General features: G+C 63.0%; 19 protein-coding genes. All 19 read left to right on the top strand.

Features of this window, described 5'->3' with window-relative positions:
• Positions 1–488: 488 nt before the first annotated feature.
• The 19 genes from ACSVIK_RS19325 (at position 489) to ACSVIK_RS19235 (ending at position 19,915) form a co-directional block, all read left to right on the top strand.
• Positions 489–794, top strand: a complete 306-nt coding sequence (locus ACSVIK_RS19325; protein WP_268178252.1) for an STAS domain-containing protein — start codon at positions 489–491, stop codon at positions 792–794.
• Positions 795–796: 2 nt separating this feature from the next.
• Positions 797–2,479, top strand: coding sequence for a SpoIIE family protein phosphatase (locus ACSVIK_RS19320; RefSeq protein WP_442445839.1), 1,683 nt, complete (start codon positions 797–799; stop codon positions 2,477–2,479).
• A gap of 34 nt (positions 2,480–2,513) precedes the next feature.
• A complete protein-coding gene (locus tag ACSVIK_RS19315; RefSeq protein WP_442445838.1) occupies positions 2,514–2,867 on the top strand; it encodes an Hpt domain-containing protein in 354 nt (117 codons plus the stop codon).
• A 95-nt stretch (positions 2,868–2,962) separates the two neighbouring features.
• Positions 2,963–4,231 carry a flagellar hook-length control protein FliK gene (locus ACSVIK_RS19310; RefSeq protein ID WP_442445837.1) on the top strand — a complete coding sequence of 423 codons (1,269 nt, stop codon included), beginning with the start codon at positions 2,963–2,965 and terminating at the stop codon, positions 4,229–4,231.
• 1,333 nt (positions 4,232–5,564) lie between these two features.
• Positions 5,565–6,086, top strand: a complete 522-nt coding sequence (gene fliL, locus ACSVIK_RS19305) for a flagellar basal body-associated protein FliL (protein WP_442445836.1) — start codon at positions 5,565–5,567, stop codon at positions 6,084–6,086.
• A gap of 12 nt (positions 6,087–6,098) precedes the next feature.
• Positions 6,099–7,070: a flagellar motor switch protein FliM gene (gene fliM / locus ACSVIK_RS19300; RefSeq protein ID WP_442445835.1), complete on the top strand. Its 972-nt coding sequence runs from the start codon at positions 6,099–6,101 to the stop codon at positions 7,068–7,070.
• A gap of 88 nt (positions 7,071–7,158) precedes the next feature.
• Positions 7,159–7,644 (top strand): flagellar motor switch protein FliN, encoded by a 486-nt coding sequence (gene fliN / locus ACSVIK_RS19295; protein WP_442445834.1) that lies wholly within the window; start codon positions 7,159–7,161, stop codon positions 7,642–7,644.
• A 74-nt stretch (positions 7,645–7,718) separates the two neighbouring features.
• Entirely contained in the window at positions 7,719–8,075 is a 357-nt protein-coding gene (gene fliO, locus ACSVIK_RS19290) for a flagellar biosynthetic protein FliO (protein WP_442445841.1), read from the top strand.
• On the top strand, positions 8,075–8,860 hold the full coding sequence (gene fliP, locus ACSVIK_RS19285; protein WP_442445833.1) for a flagellar type III secretion system pore protein FliP: 786 nt from the start codon (positions 8,075–8,077) through the stop codon (positions 8,858–8,860). The genes fliO and fliP overlap by 1 nt, the downstream gene beginning before the upstream one ends.
• Positions 8,861–8,870: 10 nt before the next feature.
• Positions 8,871–9,140, top strand: coding sequence for a flagellar biosynthesis protein FliQ (gene fliQ / locus ACSVIK_RS19280; RefSeq protein ID WP_268178240.1), 270 nt, complete (start codon positions 8,871–8,873; stop codon positions 9,138–9,140).
• A gap of 13 nt (positions 9,141–9,153) precedes the next feature.
• Positions 9,154–9,930: a flagellar biosynthetic protein FliR gene (fliR, locus tag ACSVIK_RS19275; RefSeq protein ID WP_442445832.1), complete on the top strand. Its 777-nt coding sequence runs from the start codon at positions 9,154–9,156 to the stop codon at positions 9,928–9,930.
• 2 nt (positions 9,931–9,932) lie between these two features.
• Positions 9,933–11,069: a flagellar biosynthesis protein FlhB gene (flhB, locus tag ACSVIK_RS19270; protein ID WP_442445831.1), complete on the top strand. Its 1,137-nt coding sequence runs from the start codon at positions 9,933–9,935 to the stop codon at positions 11,067–11,069.
• A 180-nt stretch (positions 11,070–11,249) separates the two neighbouring features.
• Complete coding sequence (flhA, locus tag ACSVIK_RS19265; protein WP_442445830.1) at positions 11,250–13,379, top strand: flagellar biosynthesis protein FlhA; 2,130 nt, start codon at positions 11,250–11,252, stop codon at positions 13,377–13,379.
• Positions 13,380–13,390: 11 nt separating this feature from the next.
• Positions 13,391–14,704: a flagellar biosynthesis protein FlhF gene (gene flhF, locus ACSVIK_RS19260; RefSeq protein ID WP_442445829.1), complete on the top strand. Its 1,314-nt coding sequence runs from the start codon at positions 13,391–13,393 to the stop codon at positions 14,702–14,704.
• Positions 14,705–14,794: 90 nt separating this feature from the next.
• On the top strand, positions 14,795–15,625 hold the full coding sequence (gene fleN, locus ACSVIK_RS19255) for a flagellar synthesis regulator FleN (RefSeq protein WP_268178234.1): 831 nt from the start codon (positions 14,795–14,797) through the stop codon (positions 15,623–15,625).
• The gene (gene fliA, locus ACSVIK_RS19250) at positions 15,622–16,368 is read left to right on the top strand and encodes an RNA polymerase sigma factor FliA (RefSeq protein WP_268178233.1); all 747 of its coding nucleotides are present in this window, start codon (positions 15,622–15,624) and stop codon (positions 16,366–16,368) included. Before fleN ends, fliA begins: the two co-directional genes overlap by 4 nt.
• Positions 16,369–16,468: 100 nt before the next feature.
• Positions 16,469–16,843 (top strand): chemotaxis response regulator CheY, encoded by a 375-nt coding sequence (locus ACSVIK_RS19245; protein ID WP_169968482.1) that lies wholly within the window; start codon positions 16,469–16,471, stop codon positions 16,841–16,843.
• A 19-nt stretch (positions 16,844–16,862) separates the two neighbouring features.
• A complete protein-coding gene (locus ACSVIK_RS19240) occupies positions 16,863–17,651 on the top strand; it encodes a protein phosphatase CheZ (protein ID WP_442445828.1) in 789 nt (262 codons plus the stop codon).
• Positions 17,652–17,662: 11 nt separating this feature from the next.
• Complete coding sequence (locus ACSVIK_RS19235) at positions 17,663–19,915, top strand: chemotaxis protein CheA (protein ID WP_442445827.1); 2,253 nt, start codon at positions 17,663–17,665, stop codon at positions 19,913–19,915.
• Positions 19,916–19,957: the final 42 nt, after the last annotated feature.

Raw genomic sequence — 19,957 nt, 5'->3', positions numbered from 1 at the left:
CCGGATGGCGGGGCCAAGCCTTTTTGCCTTCTTTTGTGGCGTTTGACAAAAGAAGGTCGCCGGGGGGCGAAACGGGAAACATCAGCAAAACACCGATAAGCAGCCTGAAAACCGAAAATAACAGCACGCTTACACAAACTTGCCAGTCCGGCAACAAGACTGACTTCCCGAAATTCCGCGAAGAACCTCAACAATGCTCATTTACAGCACCTAAACCCGAGTGCGGGGCCCAGTGCTTTTTTGACTCACTGCGTTCGCCCTTCGGGCCAGCCTTCGGCTGTTACGCCCGCTGGTCGTTGCGGCTGTTTTTGCGGGGCCACCATCGGTATGGTCTGGCCTGTCTCGGCTCGGGCTTCCTGCATCCATGCAGTCGTTACCTACGTTCGCGCTGCGAGGCCTGGGGGCTGTCAAACAAAACGCTTGCCTGTCATCCTCTCCAACCGATAAACCGGCTAAGCTGAGAACAGTTTTGTGATAAGGAACCCGGTATGAGCATTACCTCGCAAGCATCGGCCGACGGCCAGGAGCTGACCATCACCATTCGCGGGCGTTTCGATTTCGCTTCGCATCAGGAGTTTCGCGATGCCTACGAGCGCGTCAGCATCACGCCCAAGCGTTATCTGGTGGATCTGAAGGAAACCAGCTACCTCGATAGTTCCGCGCTCGGCATGCTGCTGTTGTTGCGCGATCACGCCGGTGGCGACTCGGCGCAGATCCGCCTGCTCAACTGCAGCGGCGACGTGCGCAAGATCCTCGCCATCTCCAATTTCGAGCAACTGTTCCAGATCGGCTGAACATGGCCGAGCGCCTGTCCATCCTGATCGCCGAGGACAACGCGGCCGATCGCATGTTGCTGTCGACCATCATCAGTCGCCAGGGGCATCGCGTGCTTACTGCCAGCAACGGTCTGGAAGCCGTGGCGTTGTTCGAGCAGGAGCGTCCGCAACTGGTGTTGATGGATGCGCTGATGCCGATGATGGACGGCTTCGAGGCGGCGCGGCGGATCAAGCAGCAGGCCGGCGATGCGCTGGTGCCGATCATCTTCCTCACCTCGCTGACCGAGAACGAGGCTCTGGTGCGTTGCCTGGAGGCGGGCGGCGACGACTTTCTCGCCAAGCCTTACAACCGGGTGATTCTCGAGGCCAAGATCAAGGCCATGGATCGTCTGCGACGGCTGCAGGCCACCGTGCTGGAGCAACGCGACATGATCGCCAGGCACAACGAGCAGCTCCTGCATGAGCAGCGCGTGGCCAAGGCAGTCTTCGACCGCGTGGCCCATGCCGGTTGCCTCAACGCCCCCAATATCCGCTATCTGCAATCGCCTTATGCGCTGTTCAATGGCGACCTGCTGCTGGCCGCCTATACGCCCTCCGGGGGCATGCATGTGATGCTCGGCGATTTCACCGGGCATGGGCTGCCGGCCGCTATCGGCGCCATGCCGCTGGCCGAGGTGTTCTATGGCATGACGGCCAAGGGCCATGCCCTGGCTGAAGTACTCCGCGAGATCAACGCCAAGCTCAAGCGCATCCTGCCTGTCGGTGTGTTCTGTTGCGCCACGCTGCTGCATATCGGTAGCCAGCGCAGGATGCTGGAGGTGTGGAACGGCGGTCTGCCCGACGGTTACCTGCTGCATGGCGATGGGCGGCCGCATCAGGTGCTGGCATCCCGCCACTTGCCGCTGGGCATTCTCGAGCCTGCGGCTTTCATCGACCGCTGCGAGGTGTATCCGCTACAGCCGGACGATCGCATCTTCCTGCTTACCGATGGTGTGCTGGAGGCCAGTGATCGCCAAGGGCAACTGTTCGGTGAAAGCCGTTTGCTCGGGGTGCTTGAGGCCAACCAGCAGCCTGATGCCCTGTTCGAGGAAATTCAGGAGGCCCTGGCCGCCTTCCGCGGTGAGCAACGTGATGACCTCAGCATGCTGCAGGTCGGTCTTGACGAGGACGAGGCGCGGCCGCACTCGCTGGCCTTTGCCGATGCCGGGCAGAGCAGCCCGCTGAACTGGTCGGCCAGCTTCGAGTTCCGCGCGCAGAGCCTGCGTCACTCCAACCCATTGCCCTACCTGTTGCAACTGCTGATGGAAGTGCAGGCGCTACGGCCGCGCGGTGGAGAAATCTATACGGTGCTGACCGAGCTGTATTCCAACGCCCTGGAGCATGGCGTGATGGGCCTGGATTCGGCGCTCAAGCGTGACGCCAGCGGTTTTGCCGAGTACTACCGCGAGCGCCGCCTGCGCCTGGCGCAACTGCAGGAGGGGTATGTGCGTTTCCACCTGCAGTTGTGCCCGCAGGATGGTGGTGGGCGCCTGATCGTGCGGGTCGAGGACAGTGGCGCGGGTTTGCCTGACATGCAGCCGCCAGCGACTGCGGATTCCGCGCTATGTGGGCGTGGTCTGGCACTGGTGCGCGAGTTGAGTGATGTCTGCTACTGGGATCGGCAGGGGATCAGCGTGGAGTTTTGCTGGGTCGCTGAGGCATAATCCGCCGGGCTGTCGTTCATGGAGTGACTCAGTAGTGTCCGATATTCATCTAGATGACGCGGTGCTTGCGTCCCTGCAAGACATCATGGAAGGCGAATATCCCTCGTTGCTCGATACCTTCGTGGTCGACTCCGAAGAGCGCCTGCGCCTGATTCATCAGGCCGAGCAGCGGGCCGATGCCCAGGCATTGCGTCTGGCTGCCCATAGCTTCAAGGGAAGCTGCAGCAATATGGGCGCGCCCATGCTGGCGGGGCTGTGCAAGCAGCTCGAAGATGCCGGCCGGCGCGAGGCGCTGGAACTGGCGCCGGAGCTGATCGAGCAGATCGAGCGTGAATTCGCCATCGTGCGCATCCTGCTCAAGAGCGAACGTCAGCGTTATCGCCCCTGATCGAAGCGGCCGAGAGGCCCGTGTTCGCCTGTCCATGCGCAGTTGGCCCGTCCTTTGCTCTGATACCGTCACGACCCAACAGACGGAGAGCGTCCATGCCTGTGATGCCCGATCCACTCCTGCAGGCTGCGCCTGAGGTAAAGAACAGAGCCAAGCCCCCGGCGCGAGCGCCGGAGCCCAGCAAGAACGAGCCTTCCAGCTTCGACAAGGTGTATGCCAAGGAGCGCCAGACGCAAGCCGGCGAGCGCAACGTCGAGGCCAGAAAGTCCTCCGATGCGCGCGCGCCATCCAGCAAGGATGAGGCTGAACCGGCAAACGCCAGCGATGCCGAGCAGCCCGAGGTTGCCGCCGACGGCAAGACCTTGCCGGCCGAGGACGAGTCGAAGGAGACGCTCGACCCGTTGCTGGCCATGGCCCTCACCGGCACGGCGCCGCAGCCCACCGAAGAGCCATTGCCCACGCCGGACGCAGAAGGCGATGCCTTGCCCACCTTGCTGATCGATGGCGTCAAGGATGCCAAGGTGAGCACCGACATCAGCGCCCAGGCCGCCGCCGAGTCCGAAACCGATGGCGAGACGCTCGATGCCATGGCCCGCCTGCAACCGCAACTGGAAGAGCAGGCCAAGACGCAGGCGACGGCGCAACCCGATGCCCAGACCAAGGCCATGCGCACGACCAGCAGCACGGACTTCGCGGCGGCCATGGCAAGCATGGGCAAGCAGACCGAGGCGAGCCCCGAGGGCGAAGAGCCGGCCCTGGATATCGGTCTCGAGAAGAGCGCCAGCGATCTGCTGGAAAGCCTCAAGGAGAGCGCCCAGCCCAATCGCCCGGATCAGTTCGTCAGCAAGCTCTCGGCGCTGACCCAGGCGATCAATCAGCAGAGCGGGGTGGCCACGCGCGTGCCGGTGGTGCCCGGTCAGCCGGTGGCGATGAACCAGGGCGGCTGGAGCGAAGCGGTGGTGGACAAGGTGATGTGGATGTCCAGCCAGAACCTCAAGTCGGCGGAGATCCAGCTCGACCCTGCCGATCTCGGGCGTCTCGAGGTGCGCGTGCACATGTCTCAGGACGCCGCTCAGGTGACCTTCGCCAGCCCTAACGCGGCTGTGAGGGAAACCCTGGAAGGGCAGATGCATCGCCTGCGCGACATGTTCGCCCAGCAGGGCATGAACCTGGCAGACGCCAACGTCTCCGACCAGTCGCTCAACCGTGGCTGGCAAGGGCAGGCGCAAGGCGACGAACGTTCAGGGGCGCGGCGGGGTGACGGCCTGATGGGCGGCGGTGACGAACTGATCTCAGGCGTGCCGCACGAGATCCGTAGCGAGCGTACGAGCATGGGCCGCGGGCTGGTGGACTACTACGCCTGAAGGCCAGGCGGCCCCTGCCGGCTGGATCACATGGCTGCAGGGAGCCGTCGTCGCGCAACCCGAAGGTACGGGCCAGTTTTGGTTCATCGCACTTTCAGGGGAATGCCTGGTTGACACCGGACTGGCAAGTTTGTGTGAGTTGTTGCTTGTTCGGGTGCTTGTTCGGGTGCTTGTTCCGGGTTGCCACGTTTTTGTTGATGTCTCTGGTTTCGCCCTCCCGGGCGAGTCACTTTTGACGGGCAAAAGTAACCAAAACCCTCCGCCCGGTCATCCGGCCCTCGCTGCGCGAGGGTTCGCTCACTCCATCGCCGCTCCAGAGGCCCGCCACGGTGGGCCATCCATGGCCCATCGTGGCTTTCGCGGCATCCATGCCGCTCAACCTCTTCCACGACGATTCCGTTCGCCCTCCTGGGCGGGCTCTGCACGCGCCTGAACCTGCGGTAACCCAGAATTAGCGCGGAGTGCTTGAACATGAGGTCAGCCGTAGGGCGGACTCAGGAGCGCCAGCGAACAGTCCGCCGGGCCATGTCCAGTTCGGCACCACGGCTCACGTTCAATACTCCTACCAACGGCGTACTGCTTCGCGAGTACGCCCTACACGAATGAAACTATTGGTTTAATTTGACAGCCAAATCGCGGCTCCACGGCCACCAGAACACGCCGGGCATGCCCGGAGCCAATGTAGGTTCAGGCGCGCTAACTCCCCTTCAGGAGGCCGAGCGTAGGCATTGCGCAGGGGGCGAGCGGCATGGATGCCGCGAGAGGCTTAAAGGGCCAGGGATGGCCCTTGTAAGCCGACCCCGGAGCAGTGCCGGAGTGAGGGAAGTCGAGCGAAGCGAGACCCGGATGGCGGGGGTGCGTTTCTTTTGCTTACTTTTCTTTGCGCAGTTCAAAGAAAAGTGAGTCGCCCGAGGGGGCGAAACCCGGAATATCTGAACAAGCCGAAGCGGCGTCCAGAACACCAAACACCACACAAACTTGCCAGCCCAGTGTCAATGCTGACTTCCCCGAGATCCCGCGAAGAACCCCAGTTTTTGCGTGGTGCGTCGTTACTCGATGGCTCTTTTGGACGACCAAGCTTCGCGTCTCGCGCCTGGCCCCACGCAAGAACTGACTCCGTCGCGGCCGTGCGCGAAGCGACAACAACCCCTAAACTGACAAGCGCCCGAGTGTTCGCAAGATCACTCGGGCGCATGCATTTTGGATGACAGCAGGCCGCTGGCGCTGTTAAATCCGCAGCCCAAGGTTGGACAACAGGCCTCACAGGCTGGCATAACACTTGCTCCCAACCCATTGATTGCAGAAAGAACCTCGATAGCGACGGATTATTGGCATGGCTAAGAAAGAAGCAGCACCCGCCGAGGACGGGCAACCCGGCGGCAAGAGCAAGCTCAAGCTCATCATTCTCATCGTCGTGGTTCTGCTGCTGGCCGTTGGCCTTTCCATCGGGGGTACCTGGTTCTTCCTGAGCAAGGACAAGAAGGCCGAGGAGCCCGCGCATGAGGAAGCGGCTGCCGCCGCTGAGCCGGTGCACAAGCCGGCGATCTATCAGGATCTGCAGCCGGCGTTCGTGGTGAACTACAACGTCGATGGGCGCACCCGCTATCTGCAGGTGAGCATGGCCCTGATGGGACGCGATGCCGCCGGCATGGAGAAGCTCAAGGGTAATGTGCCGGTGCTGCGCAACCGCCTGGTGATGCTGCTGTCCGGCCAGGACTTCAAGGCCCTGCAAACGCCGCTGGGCAAGGAGATGCTGCTGCAGCAGGCTCTGGCCAGCGTGCAGGAAGTGGCGCAGAAGGAAACCGGCAGCACCGTGGTCGAACAGGTGCTGTTCACCAATTTCGTATTGCAGTAAGCGGGAGTCATCATGGCCGTTCAGGATCTGCTTTCCCAGGACGAGATCGACGCGCTACTCCACGGTGTGGATGACGGCCTGGTCGATACCGAGGATGCAGCCGAACCGGGCAGCGTCAAACAGTACGACCTGACCAGCCAGGATCGCATCGTCCGTGGGCGCATGCCGACTCTGGAGATGATCAACGAACGTTTCGCCCGCTACACCCGCATCAGCATGTTCAACCTGCTGCGTCGCTCGGCCGATGTCGCCGTCGGCGGCGTGCAGGTGATGAAGTTCGGCGAGTACGTGCACTCGCTGTACGTGCCCACCAGCCTCAACCTGGTGAAGATGAAGCCGCTGCGTGGCACCGGCCTGTTCATTCTCGACGCCAAGCTGGTGTTCAAGCTGGTGGACAACTTCTTCGGTGGCGACGGCCGCCACGCCAAGATCGAGGGGCGCGAGTTCACCCCCACCGAGCTGCGCGTGGTGCGCATGGTGCTCGACCAGGCCTTCGTCGACCTGCGCGAGGCCTGGCACGCGGTCATGGACATCAACTTCGAGTACGTCAACTCCGAGGTCAACCCGGCGCTGGCCAACATCGTCAGCCCCAGCGAGGTGGTGGTGGTGTCCACCTTCCACATCGAGCTGGACGGCGGCGGTGGCGATCTGCACGTCACCATGCCCTATTCGATGATCGAGCCGATCCGCGAGATGCTCGACGCCGGTTTCCAGTCCGACGTCGACGCTCAGGACGAGCGCTGGATCAAGGCGCTGCGCGAGGACATCCTCGACGTCAGCGTGCCGCTGGGGGCCACCGTGGCGCGACGTCAGTTGAAGCTGCGCGACATCCTGCACATGCAGCCCGGTGACGTGATCCCGGTGGACATGGCGGACAACATCATCATGCGTGCCAATGGCGTGCCCACCTTCAAGGTCAAGCTGGGCGCCCATCGTGGCAATCTGGCCCTGCAGGTGCTGGAACCGATCGAACGACCGCGCTGATGGGCGCGGTTTCTCAGGCCGGTCTGCATAGACCGGCCTGACCCCCGACAGATTTCAAACAGATTCAGGAGCCAGGCGAGGAACTACCATGGCAGACGAAGAAAACACTTCCCCCGAAGAGCAGGCGCTGGCCGACGAGTGGGCGGCGGCCCTGGCCGAAGCCGGCGATGCCGGCCAAGAGGACATCGATGCCATGCTCGCGGCGCAGGAGCCGAAAGAGTCGCAGGAGGCCGCCAAGCCGCAAGCGCCCCGTGCGCCCATGGAGGAGTTCGGCAGCGCACCGCCCACCAGCCACCTGCCGGTCAACCTGGAAGGGCCAAACCTGGACGTGATTCTGGACATCCCGGTGTCCATTTCCATGGAGGTGGGTAACACCGACATCACCATCCGCAACCTGCTGCAGCTCAACCAGGGCTCGGTGATCGAGCTGGATCGCCTGGCCGGCGAGCCGCTCGACGTGCTGGTCAACGGCACCCTGATCGCCCATGGCGAGGTGGTGGTGGTCAACGAGAAGTTCGGTATTCGCCTGACCGATGTGATCAGCCCCAGCGAACGCATCAAGAAGCTGCGCTGACCATGGGCCGCCTACTCGCGTTGCTGCTGTGCCTGCCCTGGGTGGCACAGGCCGCCGAGCCCGCGGCCAAGGCCATGCCTTCGGCGGGCGGGGAACTGGCCGGGCAACTGGGGCAGATGCTCCTGGGCCTGTTGCTGGTGATCGGCCTGATCTTCGCCCTGGCCTGGTTGCTGCGCCGCGTGCAGCAACTGACGCCGCGCACTGGCCAGGTGATCAAGCTGCTGGCCACCCAGCCCCTGGGCCCGCGTGATCGTCTGGTGCTGGTGCAGGTGGGCGGTGAGCAGATCCTGCTGGGCCTGTCGGCAGGGCGCATCACCCCCTTGCACGTGCTCAAGGAGCCGGTGCACCTGGCCGATGCCGAGCCTGCCACCCCGGAATTCGCCCAGCGCCTGATGGAGCTGCTGGGCAAGGATCAGAAGGACAAGTCCTGATGCTGCGTTTCTTGCTGGTGCTGGTGTTGAGCCTGGCCGCTTCGCTGGCGTTCGCCGCGGATCCGCCTGGCGCGGGTTCGCTGATCCAGTCAGGCAACAGTCCGCTGTCGATCCCGGCCATCACCCTGTCCACCGATGCCGAGGGGCAGCAGGAGTATTCGGTCAGCCTGCAGATTCTGCTGATCATGACGGCGCTGAGCTTCATCCCGGCGTTCGTCATGCTGATGACCAGCTTCACCCGCATCATCATCGTCTTCTCCATCCTGCGCCAGGCGCTGGGGCTGCAGAGCACGCCGTCGAACCAGATTCTGGTCGGCCTGGCGCTGTTTCTCACCCTGTTCATCATGGCGCCGGTGTTCGACCGGATAAACACCAACGCCCTGCAGCCTTATCTCAACGAAGAGATCGTCGCCCAGGAGGCGCTGAGCCGTGCCGAGGGGCCGATACGCGATTTCATGCTGGCGCAGACCCGCGAAAGCGACCTGGCGTTGTTCGTGCGCCTGTCCAAGCGCACCGACCTCAACGGTGTCGAGGACGTGCCCTTGACCATCCTGGTGCCGGCCTTCGTCACTTCGGAGCTGAAGACCGCTTTCCAGATCGGCTTCATGATCTTCATCCCCTTCCTGATCATCGACATGGTGGTGGCCAGTATCCTCATGGCCATGGGCATGATGATGCTCTCGCCTTTGATCATTTCCCTGCCGTTCAAGATCATGCTGTTCGTTCTGGTCGATGGCTGGGCGCTGATCATGGGCACACTGGCCGCCAGTTTCGGCACGATATAGCGAGGCGCACATGACTCCCGAGGTAGCGGTTGACCTGTTTCGCGAAGCGCTCTGGCTGATCGTGCTGATCGTTGGCCTGGCCGTGGTGCCGAGCCTGGTCGTCGGCCTGATCGTCGCCATGTTCCAGGCGGCCACGCAGATCAACGAACAGACCCTGAGTTTCCTGCCGCGCCTGCTGATCATGCTGCTGACCCTGATCTGGTCCGGCCCTTGGCTGGTCAGCCAGTTGATGGAGTACACCCAGAACCTGATCCAGAACATTCCGTACCTCATAGGCTGAGGGGGCGGGCACGATGCTGGAGTTGAGCAATGCGCAGATCAGCGGCTGGATCGCCCAGTTCATGCTGCCGTTGTTTCGCATCGCCTCCATGCTGATGGTCATGCCGATCATCGGTACGCAACTGGTGCCGACCCGCGTGCGCCTGTACCTGGCACTGGCCATCTGCGTCGTGCTGGTGCCCACCCTGCCGCCGATGCCGCAGGTGGATGCGCTGAGTCTGCGCAGCCTGCTGCTGATCGCCGAGCAGGTCATGATCGGGGTCATGCTCGGTTTCATCCTGCAACTGTTCTTCCACGTCTTCACCGTCGCCGGGCAGATCATCGCCATGCAGATGGGCCTGGGCTTCGCCTCCATGGTCGACCCTACCAACGGCGTCTCGGTACCGGTGCTGGGGCAGTTCATGCTGATGCTGGTGACCCTGCTGTTTCTGGCCATCAATGGTCATCTGGTGGTGCTGGAGGTGCTCGCCGAGAGCTTCGTCAGCCTGCCGCCAGGGCAGGGCCTGATGGTGCAGCACTACTGGGAGCTGGCCGGCAAGCTCAGTTGGGTGATCGGCGCCGGGCTGTTGCTGACCCTGCCGGCCGTCACCGCGCTGCTGGTGATCAACCTGGCCTTCGGCGTGATGACACGGGCGGCGCCGCAACTGAACATCTTCTCCATCGGCTTTCCGCTGACCCTGGCCATGGGCCTGGTGATCTTCTGGATCAGCCTTTCCGACTTCGGCAGCCTGTTCCAGGCCATTGCCAGTGATGCCCTGCAGCAATTGGGCGAATTCGCCCAGACGAGGTAGCCATGGCGGAAAGCGAAAGCGGCGCCGACAAGAGCGAGGAACCCACAGGCAAGCGGCTCGAAGAGTCGCGGAAAAAAGGCCAGATCGCTCGTTCCAAGGAGCTCAACACCCTGGCGGTGACCTTTGCCGGCACGACGGCGCTGATCCTGTTCGGTGCCCAGATTGGCAGCGCCTTGCTGGATCTGATGCGCGGCACCTTCAGCCTGCCGCGCGAGGTGCTGATGCGCGAAGACAGCATGGCGCTCTACCTGCTGGCCTATGGCAAGCAGACCCTGCTGGCCCTGCAGCCCTTCTTCATCGTCCTGCTGATCGCGTCGGTGATCGGCCCCATCGGTCTGGGCGGCTGGTTGTTCTCCTCCGAGGCGCTGTTGCCCAAGGGCAGTCGAATGAACCCGCTGGCGGGCCTCAAGCGCATGTTCTCGGTACAGGCGCTGGTGGAGCTGCTCAAGGCCTTCGCCAAGTTCCTGGTGATCCTGGCGGTGGCTTTGCTGGTGCTGGCCACGGATCAGGACGACCTGCTGGCCATCGCCAACGAGCCGGTGGAGCCGGCCATCCTGCATAGCCTGAAGGTGGTGGGCTGGAGCGCCTTCTGGTTGTCCTGCGGGCTGATCCTGATTGCCGCCGTGGATGTGCCGTTCCAGCTCTGGAGCCACAAGCAGAAGCTGATGATGACCAAGCAGGAGGTCAAGGACGAGTACAAGGACGCCGAGGGCAAGCCCGAGGTCAAGGGGCGCATTCGCCAGTTGCAACGCGAGATGGCCGAACGGCGCATGATGCAGGCGGTGCCGCAGGCCGACGTGGTGATCACCAACCCGACCCACTTCGCCGTGGCGCTGAAATACGACCCCAACTCCGGTGGGGCGCCGGTGTTGCTGGCCAAGGGCAACGACTTCATCGCCCTGAAGATTCGCGAGATCGCCAATGAGCACAAGGTCATGGTGCTCGAGTCGCCGGCCCTGGCGCGGGCGGTCTACTACTCAACCGAACTGGAGCAGGAGATTCCCGCCGGCCTCTACCTGGCCGTGGCCCAGGTGCTGGCCTACGTCTACCAGCTCCGCCAGTTCCAGGCGGGCAAGGCCAAACGCCCCGGCCCGTTGCCGGATCTGCCGATTCCAGACGACCTGCGTAGGGATGAGTGAGCGGCAAGCTGCAAGCTACAAGCTGCAAGAAAGACCAGCTTTGGGGGCGGTGCGCTTTTGCACTTTCTTGCTTGCAGCTTGAGGCTTGCAGCTTGTAGCCGCCTTTCTGGAACACTTCTTGCCATTAGCCAATCAGGACGCAGTTTCGCGTCAAAAGTTTGATTCGGCTGGGGTAGGCAAGTGGCAGTAGATCGCGCACAAATCATCGGTGATGTTCGCAGCAACCTGGCGGGGCTGCGCCAGGGCAATCTGGGCATTCCATTGCTGCTGCTGGTGATGCTCGGCATGGTGATGCTGCCGGTGCCGGCGTTTCTCCTCGATGTGCTGTTCACCTTCAGTATCGCGCTGTCGATCGTGGTGCTGCTGGTCAGCATCTACGCGCTGCGACCGCTGGATTTCGCCGTGTTTCCCACCATCCTGCTGGCCGCCACGCTGCTGCGCCTGGCGCTGAACGTGGCCTCGACCCGCGTGGTGCTGCTCAACGGCCACGAGGGGCATGGCGCGGCGGGGCAGGTGATCCAGGCCTTCGGCGAGGTGGTGATCGGCGGTAACTACGTGGTTGGTATCGTGGTCTTCGCCATCCTCATGATCATCAACTTCGTGGTGGTCACCAAGGGTGCCGGGCGTATCTCCGAAGTCAGTGCGCGTTTCACCCTCGACGCCATGCCCGGCAAGCAGATGGCCATCGATGCCGATCTCAACGCGGGCCTGATCGACCAGGTCGAAGCCAAGAAACGTCGCGGCGAAGTGGCCCAGGAGGCGGACTTCTACGGCTCCATGGACGGTGCCAGCAAGTTCGTCCGTGGCGATGCCATCGCCGGCCTGCTGATCCTCTTCATCAACCTTATCGGCGGTATCGCCATCGGCGTGCTGCAGCACCAGCTGGCTTTCGCCGACGCTGGCAAGGTCTACACCCTGCTGACCATCGGTGACGGCCTGGTGGCGCAGATTCCCTCGTTGCTGCTGTCCACCGCCGCCGCGGTGATGGTGACCCGCGTATCCACCTCCGAAGACATGGGCGCGCAGGTCAATCGGCAGATGTTCGCCTCGCCCAAGGCGCTGGCGGTGGCCGCGGCCATCCTCATCGCCATGGGCCTGGTGCCGGGCATGCCGCACTTTTCCTTCATCAGCCTGGGCCTGGTGGCGGCCGGTGGCGCCTACTGGATCGCGCACAAGAACCGCAAAGTCAAGGAAGAGGAAGTCAAGGAAGTGCAGCGTCAGCAGGAACTGCTGCCGGCGCAGAAGGCCCAGGAGGTCAAGGAACTGGGCTGGGACGACGTAACCCCGGTGGACATGGTCGGCCTGGAGGTGGGCTACCGCCTGATTCCGCTGGTCGACCGCAACCAGGGCGGGCAGTTGCTGGCGCGGATCAAGGGGGTTCGCAAGAAACTGTCGCAGGAGATGGGTTTTCTCATGCCCTCGGTGCATATCCGCGACAACCTCGACCTGGCCCCCAACGCCTACCGTCTGACCCTGATGGGCGTCAGCGTCGCCGAAGCCGAGGTCTTCCCCGACCGCGAGCTGGCGATCAACCCTGGGCAGGTGTTCGGCCCGCTCAACGGGGTTGCCGCCAAGGATCCGGCATTCGGTCTGGAAGCGGTCTGGATCGACCCCAGCCAGCGTGACCAGGCGCAGTCGCTCGGCTACACCGTGGTCGATGCCAGTACCGTGGTGGCCACCCATCTCAACCAGATCCTGCACAAACATGCCCACGAGTTGCTCGGCCACGAGGAAGTGCAGCAGCTCATGCAACTGCTGGCCAAGAGCTCACCGAAGCTGGCCGAGGAACTGGTACCGGGGCTGGTGTCGCTGTCCACCTTGCTCAAGGTGCTGCAGGCGCTGCTGCAGGAGCAGGTGCCGGTACGGGATATCCGCACCATCGCCGAGGCCATCGCCAACGTCGCGCCGAAGAGTCAAGATCCCGCCGCGATGGTGGCGGCGGTGCGCGTCTCGCTGGCCCGCGCAATCGTCCAAGGCATCGTCGGGCATGAGCCCGAGCTGCCTGTGATCACACTCGAGCCCAGGTTGGAACAGATATTGCTGAACAGTATGCAGAAGGCCGGTCAGGGCAGTGAGGATGGCATCCTCCTCGAACCTGGCATGGCCGACAAGCTGCAGCGTTCCCTGGTGGATGCGGCGCAGCGCCAGGAAATGCTCGGCAAACCGGTGATCCTGCTGGTGGCCGGCCCGATCCGGGCGATGCTGTCGCGCTTCGCGCGGCTGGCAGTACCCAGCATCCACGTGCTGGCTTATCAGGAAATTCCGGACAACAAGCAGGTCACCATAGTCGCCACTGTGGGCCAGAACTGAGGTAAAGGGTCATGCAGGTCAAACGCTTCTTCGCTGCCGATATGCGAACCGCCATGAAACTGGTGCGCGATGAGCTGGGCGCCGACGCTGCCATCATCGGCAACCGCCGCGTGGCCGGTGGCGTCGAGCTGACCGCTGCGCTGGACTATCAGGTCACGCCTACGCCAGTGCGGCCGAATCCGGCCCTGGAGGCCGAGCTGCGCAAGACCCAGGCACGCATCGCCAACGCCCAGGCCGAGCTGGCCACCCGTAGCGAAGAAGATGCCCTGAAAGACCGTCAACTTTTTGCCAATGACTCGCTGGTGGCGCCGGAGTTGCCGGTCACTCCGGTCAAGCCGCAGCGCCCGCTGGCGGAGAAGCCTGCACCTGCTCCGAGTGTCGATCCGCGCGCGCTGGACGCCATGCGCTTCGAGCTGCACGGCCTGCGTGAGCTGATCGAAGTGCAACTGGGCAGCATCGCCTGGGGACAGATGCAGAACCGTCGCCCACAGCAGGCCAACCTGTGGCGCCGCCTGCAACGCATGGGCCTGTCGGCCGACCTGGCGCAACTGCTGCTCGAGCGTGTGAACACCATCAACGAGCCGCGCCAGGCCTGGCGCATGATGCTGGCGCACCTGGCTCATGCCATCAAGACGCCCAAGGTCGAGCCATTGGAAGAGGGCGGGGTGATCGCCCTGGTCGGCCCGGCCGGCATGGGCAAGACCACCACGTTGGCCAAGCTGGCGGCGCGCTACGTGCTCAAGCATGGCGCCCAGCAGGTCGCCCTGGTGAGCATGGACAGTTACCGCATCGGTGCGCAGGAGCAGCTCAAGACCCTCGGGCGCATCCTTGGCGTCTCGGTGACTCAGGTCGACCCAGGGCAGTCTCTGCTGCAAGCCCTGGCGCCTGTGGCGAAGAAACGCGTGGTGCTGATCGATACCGCCGGCCTGCCAAGCAATGACCCGGCCCTGCGCCTGCAGCTCGAGAGCCTGGCCGCACGCGGGTTGAAGGCGAAAAATTATCTGGTTCTGGCTGCTACCAGTCAAAACCAAGTGCTGAAAGCGGCCTACCATAGTTATAAGCGCTGCGGTCTTGCCGGCTGCATACTGACCAAGCTGGACGAGGCGGCGAGCCTGGGCGAGGTTTTGGGCCTGGCCATAGGCCAGCGTCTGCCGGTAGCCTATGTCACTGATGGGCCACGTATTCCGGATGATCTGCAGGTGCCGCGTAGCCATCAGTTGGTCAGCCGCGCCGTGAGCCTGCAAGCCGCCGAAGAGCCGAGCGAGGATGCCATGGCGCAATTGTTCGCCGGTCTTTATCAAGGAACCGCGCGGCGAGTCGGCTGACGCGCTAAAGTGTTGCAAGCCCTGCGTTTTTTTCTGCAGGGACTAACGGCCGCTAGGCCAAGTCGAAGTTAGACAAGGTGTGTAGAGAACATGGGTATGCATCCCGTACAGGTGATCGCGGTGACCGGCGGCAAGGGTGGCGTCGGCAAGACCAACGTGTCGGTGAATCTGTCCATGGCCCTGGCCGATCTCGGTCGCCGAGTCATGCTCATGGACGCCGACCTGGGTCTGGCCAATGTCGACGTGTTGCTGGGGCTGACCCCCAAGCGCACCTTGGCCGACGTGATCGCCGGTGAGTGCGAGCTGCGTGAAGTGCTGCTGCAAGGGCCTGGTGGCATCCGCATCGTGCCGGCAGCGTCCGGTACGCAGAGCATGGTCAACCTGTCACCGATGCAGCATGCCGGCCTGATCCAGGCCTTCAGCGACATCAGCGAGAACCTCGACGTGCTGGTGATCGATACCGCTGCCGGCATCGGCGATGCGGTGGTCAGCTTCGTTCGCGCGGCTCAGGAGATTCTCGTCGTCGTGTGCGACGAGCCCACCTCGATCACCGACGCCTACGCCCTGATCAAGCTGCTCAACCGTGACCATGGCATCAGCCGTTTCCGCGTTCTGGCCAACATGGCGCACAGTCCGCAGGAAGGTCGCAATCTCTTTGCTAAGCTGACCAAGGTGACGGATCGTTTTCTCGATGTCGCCTTGCAGTACGTCGGTGCCGTGCCCTACGACGAATGCGTACGCAAGGCGGTGCAGAAACAACGCGCCGTCTACGAGGCCTTTCCACGCTCCAAGTGTGCGCTGGCGTTCAAGGCGATCGCGCAGAAGGTCGATACCTGGCCCTTGCCAGCCAACCCGCGCGGTCATCTGGAGTTCTTCGTCGAGCGCCTGGTGAAACAACCGACTGCAGATTCGGCCGTATGACAGCAGCCTCTGGACTTCGTATGTACAACAAGGCTCAGGCGCAGGATTCCCAGTATCAGTTGATCGAGCGCTACGCGCCGCTGGTCAAGCGCATCGCCTATCACCTGTTGGCGCGCTTGCCGTCCAGCGTTCAGGTCGACGACCTGATTCAGGCCGGCATGATCGGCCTGCTCGAAGCCTCACGCAAATACGACTCCAGCAAGGGCGCCAGTTTCGAGACGTTCGCCGGTATTCGCATCCGTGGCGCCATGCTCGACGAGGTGCGCAAGGGCGATTGGGCACCGCGTTCGGTGCACCGCAACAGCCGCATGGTCAGCGATGCGATCCGCGCCGTGGAGGCCAGAACGGGGCGAGACGCTAAAGATCATGAGGTTGCGGCCGAACTCCAATTGAGTCTGGAAGATTACTACGGCATCCTTGGCGACACTTTGGGCAGCCGCCTGTTCAGTTTCGACGACCTGCTGCAGGACGGCGAACACGGCGGGTTGCATGAAGAAGCCGGGCACACCCACCTCGAACCTTCGCGGGATCTCGAAGATGAACGTTTCCAGGCGGCTTTGGCCAACGCCATTGCCGGCTTGCCGGAGCGTGAACGTCTGGTGCTGGCGCTGTATTACGATGAAGAACTGAACCTGAAGGAAATCGGTGAAGTGCTTGGCGTCAGTGAGTCGCGAGTCAGTCAGATTCATAGTCAGTGTGCGGCGCGTTTGCGCTCGCGCCTGATGGAATGGCGGGCGGGTTGAGGCAGAAGCAACGATATTGCTGGGCCGGTTTCACGATTAGAAGGCGTATCTGCAAGCGCAATACGTTTGGGACTGTACGGAGGTCGACTTGGACAAGAACATGAAAATCCTCATCGTTGACGATTTCTCGACGATGCGACGGATCATCAAGAACCTCTTGCGTGATTTGGGCTTTACCAACACGGCGGAGGCTGATGACGGTACGTCGGCGTTGCCCATGCTGCAAAGCGGCAGCTTCGACTTTCTGGTGACCGACTGGAACATGCCCGGCATGACCGGCATCGACCTGCTGCGCGCGGTGCGCGCCGACGAGCGCCTCAAGCACCTGCCGGTGTTGATGGTCACGGCCGAGGCCAAGCGTGACCAGATCATCGAAGCCGCTCAGGCCGGTGTGAACGGCTACGTGGTCAAACCCTTCACCGCCCAGGTGCTGAAGGAAAAGATCGAGAAGATCTTCGAGCGGGTCAACGGCTGATGTCGGCCGCGAGGGTGCTATGGAACACGATGATTCCACACTGGGCGAACTCGAGTCGTCCCTGAAGAAAAATGCCCGTGAATTGGTCGATAGCCTCGAAAGAGGCAACTTCGGCAATGCGGTGCAACTGATCAACGAACTGAACAAGGTTCGTGACCGTGGCTTGTATCACGAAGTCGGCAAGCTGACCCGCGAACTGCACAATGCCATCGTCAATTTCCAGCTCGATCCGCGCATGCCGCACGCCAAGGAGCTGTCGCAGATCGCCGACGCCACCGAGCGCCTGAATTACGTGGTCACCATGACCGAGCGGGCGGCCAACCGCACCATGGATCTGGTCGAACAGAGCGCGCCGCTGGTCAATGACCTGGCCGATGAAGCGCAGAGCCTGGGGGCCGAGTGGGGCCGCTTCATGCGCCGTGAAATCGGTGCCGATGGTTTCCGTGAGCTGGCCAAGCGCATCGAGCTGTTCCTCGCGCGCAGCGAGCGCGATGGCAACAAGTTGTCCGGCCATCTCAACGACATCCTGCTGGCGCAGGACTATCAGGATCTCACCGGTCAGGTGATCAAGCGTGTCACCCAGCTCGTCACCGAGGTCGAGAGCAATCTGCTCAAGCTGGTACTGATGGCCAGCTCGGTGGATCGCTTCGCCGGCATCGAGCATGACCACGAAGTACTGCGTGCCGAACAACAGAAACAAAAAGCGCCATCTCATGGTGAAGGTCCGCAGATTCATGCCGATAAGCGTGATGATGTCGCCTCCAGTCAGGACGATGTCGACGACCTGCTGTCCAGTCTTGGATTCTAAGGAGCACCCCCATGAGCTTCGGCGCCGATGAAGAGATTCTCCAGGACTTCCTGGTAGAGGCCGGAGAGATTCTCGAGCAGTTGTCCGAGCAGTTGGTCGAACTGGAAAGTCGACCGGATGACATGAGCCTGCTCAATGCCATCTTCCGTGGCTTCCACACCGTCAAGGGTGGCGCGGGCTTCCTCCAGCTCCATGAGCTGGTGGAGTGCTGCCACATTGCCGAGAACGTCTTCGACATCATGCGCAAGGGCGAGCGCCGCGTTGATGCCGAGCTGATGGACGTGGTGCTGGCCGCGCTGGATGCGGTCAACGGCATGTTCAACCAGGTACGCGAGCGTACCGAGCTGACCCCAGCCTCGCCCGAGCTGCTGGCGGCGCTGGCGCGTCTGGCCGAGCCGGCCGGTGCCGAGCAGGCGGCCAGCCCCGCGCCGGTGGCCGAAGAGGTTGCGCAGCCGGAACCAGAGCCTGAGCCCGAGCCTGTTGCCGCGGCGCCTGCCTCTTCCGATATCACAGACAGCGAATTCGCCCAGTTGCTCGATGCCCTGGGCGACGAGGCGGCCGCCGAGTCGCCGGCAGCTGCTTCCAGTGCCAGCGATGAAATCACCGATGACGAGTTCGAGTCGCTGCTCGATCAGTTGCACGGCAAGGGCCAGTTCTCCGCACCGGCAGCCGCAACTGCGCCAGCCGCCGCGGCTGCCAGTGCGCCGGCAAGCGAGCCTGCCGGTGACGAAATCACCGACGATGAGTTCGAGGCGCTGCTCGATCAGTTGCACGGCAAGGGGCAGTTCGCTGCGCCAGCCGCACCGGCCAAGAGCCCGGCGGCCCCGAGCAGTGAGGCGGCGCCAGCGGCCCCGGCCAGCGACGAGATCACCGATAGCGAGTTCGAGTCGCTGCTCGACGAGCTGCATGGCAAGGGCAAGTTCGTGCCGCCCGCTGCCCCAGCGCCTGCTGCTGCGGCCAGCAAGCCAGAACCGGCCAAGCCTGCCCCCATAACCCCTGTGGCGCCCGTGGCCAAGCCCGCTGCCAAGGTCGAGCCAGCGGCAGCCCGAGCACCTGCTGGATCCGCAGCCGCTGCCGAGAAGCCGGCGGCCAGTGAGGCCGAAACCACCGTGCGAGTCGATACCGCGCGCCTGGACGAGATCATGAACATGGTCGGCGAACTGGTGCTGGTGCGTAACCGCCTGGTGCGCCTGGGGCTCAACAGTGGCGACGAGGCCATGTCCAAGGCGGTGTCCAACCTCGATGTGGTGACGGCGGATCTGCAGACCTCTGTGATGAAGACCCGCATGCAGCCGATCAAGAAGGTGTTCGGCCGTTTCCCGCGGTTGGTTCGTGACCTGGCGCGTAACCTGAAGAAGGAAATCAACCTCGAGCTGGTAGGCGAAGAAACCGATCTCGACAAGAACCTCGTGGAGGCCCTGGCCGACCCGCTGGTGCACTTGGTGCGCAACGCCGTCGACCACGGCGTGGAAACCCCGGAAGAGCGTGAGAAGGCCGGCAAGGCCCGGGCCGGTCGCGTGGTGCTGTCGGCCGAGCAGGAAGGCGACCATATCCTGCTGTCGATCACCGATGACGGCAAGGGCATGGATGCCGACATCCTGCGGGCCAAGGCCGTGGAGAAAGGCTTGCTGGACAAGGATGCGGCCGATCGCCTCAACGAGTTCGAGTGCTACAACCTGATCTTCGCGCCGGGGTTCTCGACCAAGACCGAGATCTCCGACGTGTCCGGCCGCGGTGTCGGCATGGATGTGGTCAAGACCAAGATTTCCCAGCTCAACGGCACGGTCAACGTGTTCTCGCAGAAGGGCCAGGGCTCGAAGATCATCATCAAGGTGCCGCTGACCCTGGCGATCATGCCGACGCTGATGGTCATGCTGGACAACCAGGCCTTCGCCTTCCCGCTGGTCAACGTCAACGAGATCTTCCACCTCGACCTGTCGCGCACCAACGTGGTCGACGGTCAGGAGGTGGTGATCGTGCGCGACAAGGCCCTGCCGCTGTTCTACCTCAAGCGCTGGCTGGTACCGCAGGCGTTCCAGGAGGAGCAGCGTGAGGGCCATGTGGTAATCCTCACCGTGGGTAGCCAACGCATCGGCTTCGTCGTCGACCAGTTGGTCGGCCAGGAAGAGGTGGTGATCAAGCCACTGGGCAAGATGCTCCAGGGCACCCCGGGTATGTCCGGGGCCACGATCACGGGCGATGGCCGCATCGCGTTGATTCTCGACGTCCCGAGTATGCTCAAGCGCTACGCTCGACGTTTCTGATGGTTTGCGGCGCGGGCCGTGCTCGCGTCGTCTAGGAGAGTG

Source organism: Pseudomonas sp. NCHU5216 (genome assembly GCF_052156495.1).
GTDB lineage: Bacteria > Pseudomonadota > Gammaproteobacteria > Pseudomonadales > Pseudomonadaceae > Aquipseudomonas.
Note: the sequence above shows the minus strand (reverse complement) of the source record. Positions and strands in the feature narration are given on the sequence as shown.

What these genes read in the sequence shown, in the direction of transcription:
- ACSVIK_RS19325 (WP_268178252.1), top strand. Translation starts at nt 489, where the DNA reads ATGAGCATTACCTCGCAAGCATCGGCCGACGGCCAGGAGCTGACCATC.
- ACSVIK_RS19320 (WP_442445839.1), top strand. Translation starts at nt 797, where the DNA reads ATGGCCGAGCGCCTGTCCATCCTGATCGCCGAGGACAACGCGGCCGAT.
- ACSVIK_RS19310 (WP_442445837.1), top strand. Translation starts at nt 2,963, where the DNA reads ATGCCTGTGATGCCCGATCCACTCCTGCAGGCTGCGCCTGAGGTAAAG.
- fliL (WP_442445836.1), top strand. Translation starts at nt 5,565, where the DNA reads ATGGCTAAGAAAGAAGCAGCACCCGCCGAGGACGGGCAACCCGGCGGC.
- fliM (WP_442445835.1), top strand. Translation starts at nt 6,099, where the DNA reads ATGGCCGTTCAGGATCTGCTTTCCCAGGACGAGATCGACGCGCTACTC.
- fliN (WP_442445834.1), top strand. Translation starts at nt 7,159, where the DNA reads ATGGCAGACGAAGAAAACACTTCCCCCGAAGAGCAGGCGCTGGCCGAC.
- fliO (WP_442445841.1), top strand. Translation starts at nt 7,719, where the DNA reads ATGCCTTCGGCGGGCGGGGAACTGGCCGGGCAACTGGGGCAGATGCTC.
- fliP (WP_442445833.1), top strand. Translation starts at nt 8,075, where the DNA reads ATGCTGCGTTTCTTGCTGGTGCTGGTGTTGAGCCTGGCCGCTTCGCTG.
- fliQ (WP_268178240.1), top strand. Translation starts at nt 8,871, where the DNA reads ATGACTCCCGAGGTAGCGGTTGACCTGTTTCGCGAAGCGCTCTGGCTG.
- fliR (WP_442445832.1), top strand. Translation starts at nt 9,154, where the DNA reads ATGCTGGAGTTGAGCAATGCGCAGATCAGCGGCTGGATCGCCCAGTTC.
- flhB (WP_442445831.1), top strand. Translation starts at nt 9,933, where the DNA reads ATGGCGGAAAGCGAAAGCGGCGCCGACAAGAGCGAGGAACCCACAGGC.
- flhF (WP_442445829.1), top strand. Translation starts at nt 13,391, where the DNA reads ATGCAGGTCAAACGCTTCTTCGCTGCCGATATGCGAACCGCCATGAAA.
- fleN (WP_268178234.1), top strand. Translation starts at nt 14,795, where the DNA reads ATGGGTATGCATCCCGTACAGGTGATCGCGGTGACCGGCGGCAAGGGT.
- fliA (WP_268178233.1), top strand. Translation starts at nt 15,622, where the DNA reads ATGACAGCAGCCTCTGGACTTCGTATGTACAACAAGGCTCAGGCGCAG.
- ACSVIK_RS19245 (WP_169968482.1), top strand. Translation starts at nt 16,469, where the DNA reads ATGAAAATCCTCATCGTTGACGATTTCTCGACGATGCGACGGATCATC.
- ACSVIK_RS19240 (WP_442445828.1), top strand. Translation starts at nt 16,863, where the DNA reads ATGGAACACGATGATTCCACACTGGGCGAACTCGAGTCGTCCCTGAAG.
- ACSVIK_RS19235 (WP_442445827.1), top strand. Translation starts at nt 17,663, where the DNA reads ATGAGCTTCGGCGCCGATGAAGAGATTCTCCAGGACTTCCTGGTAGAG.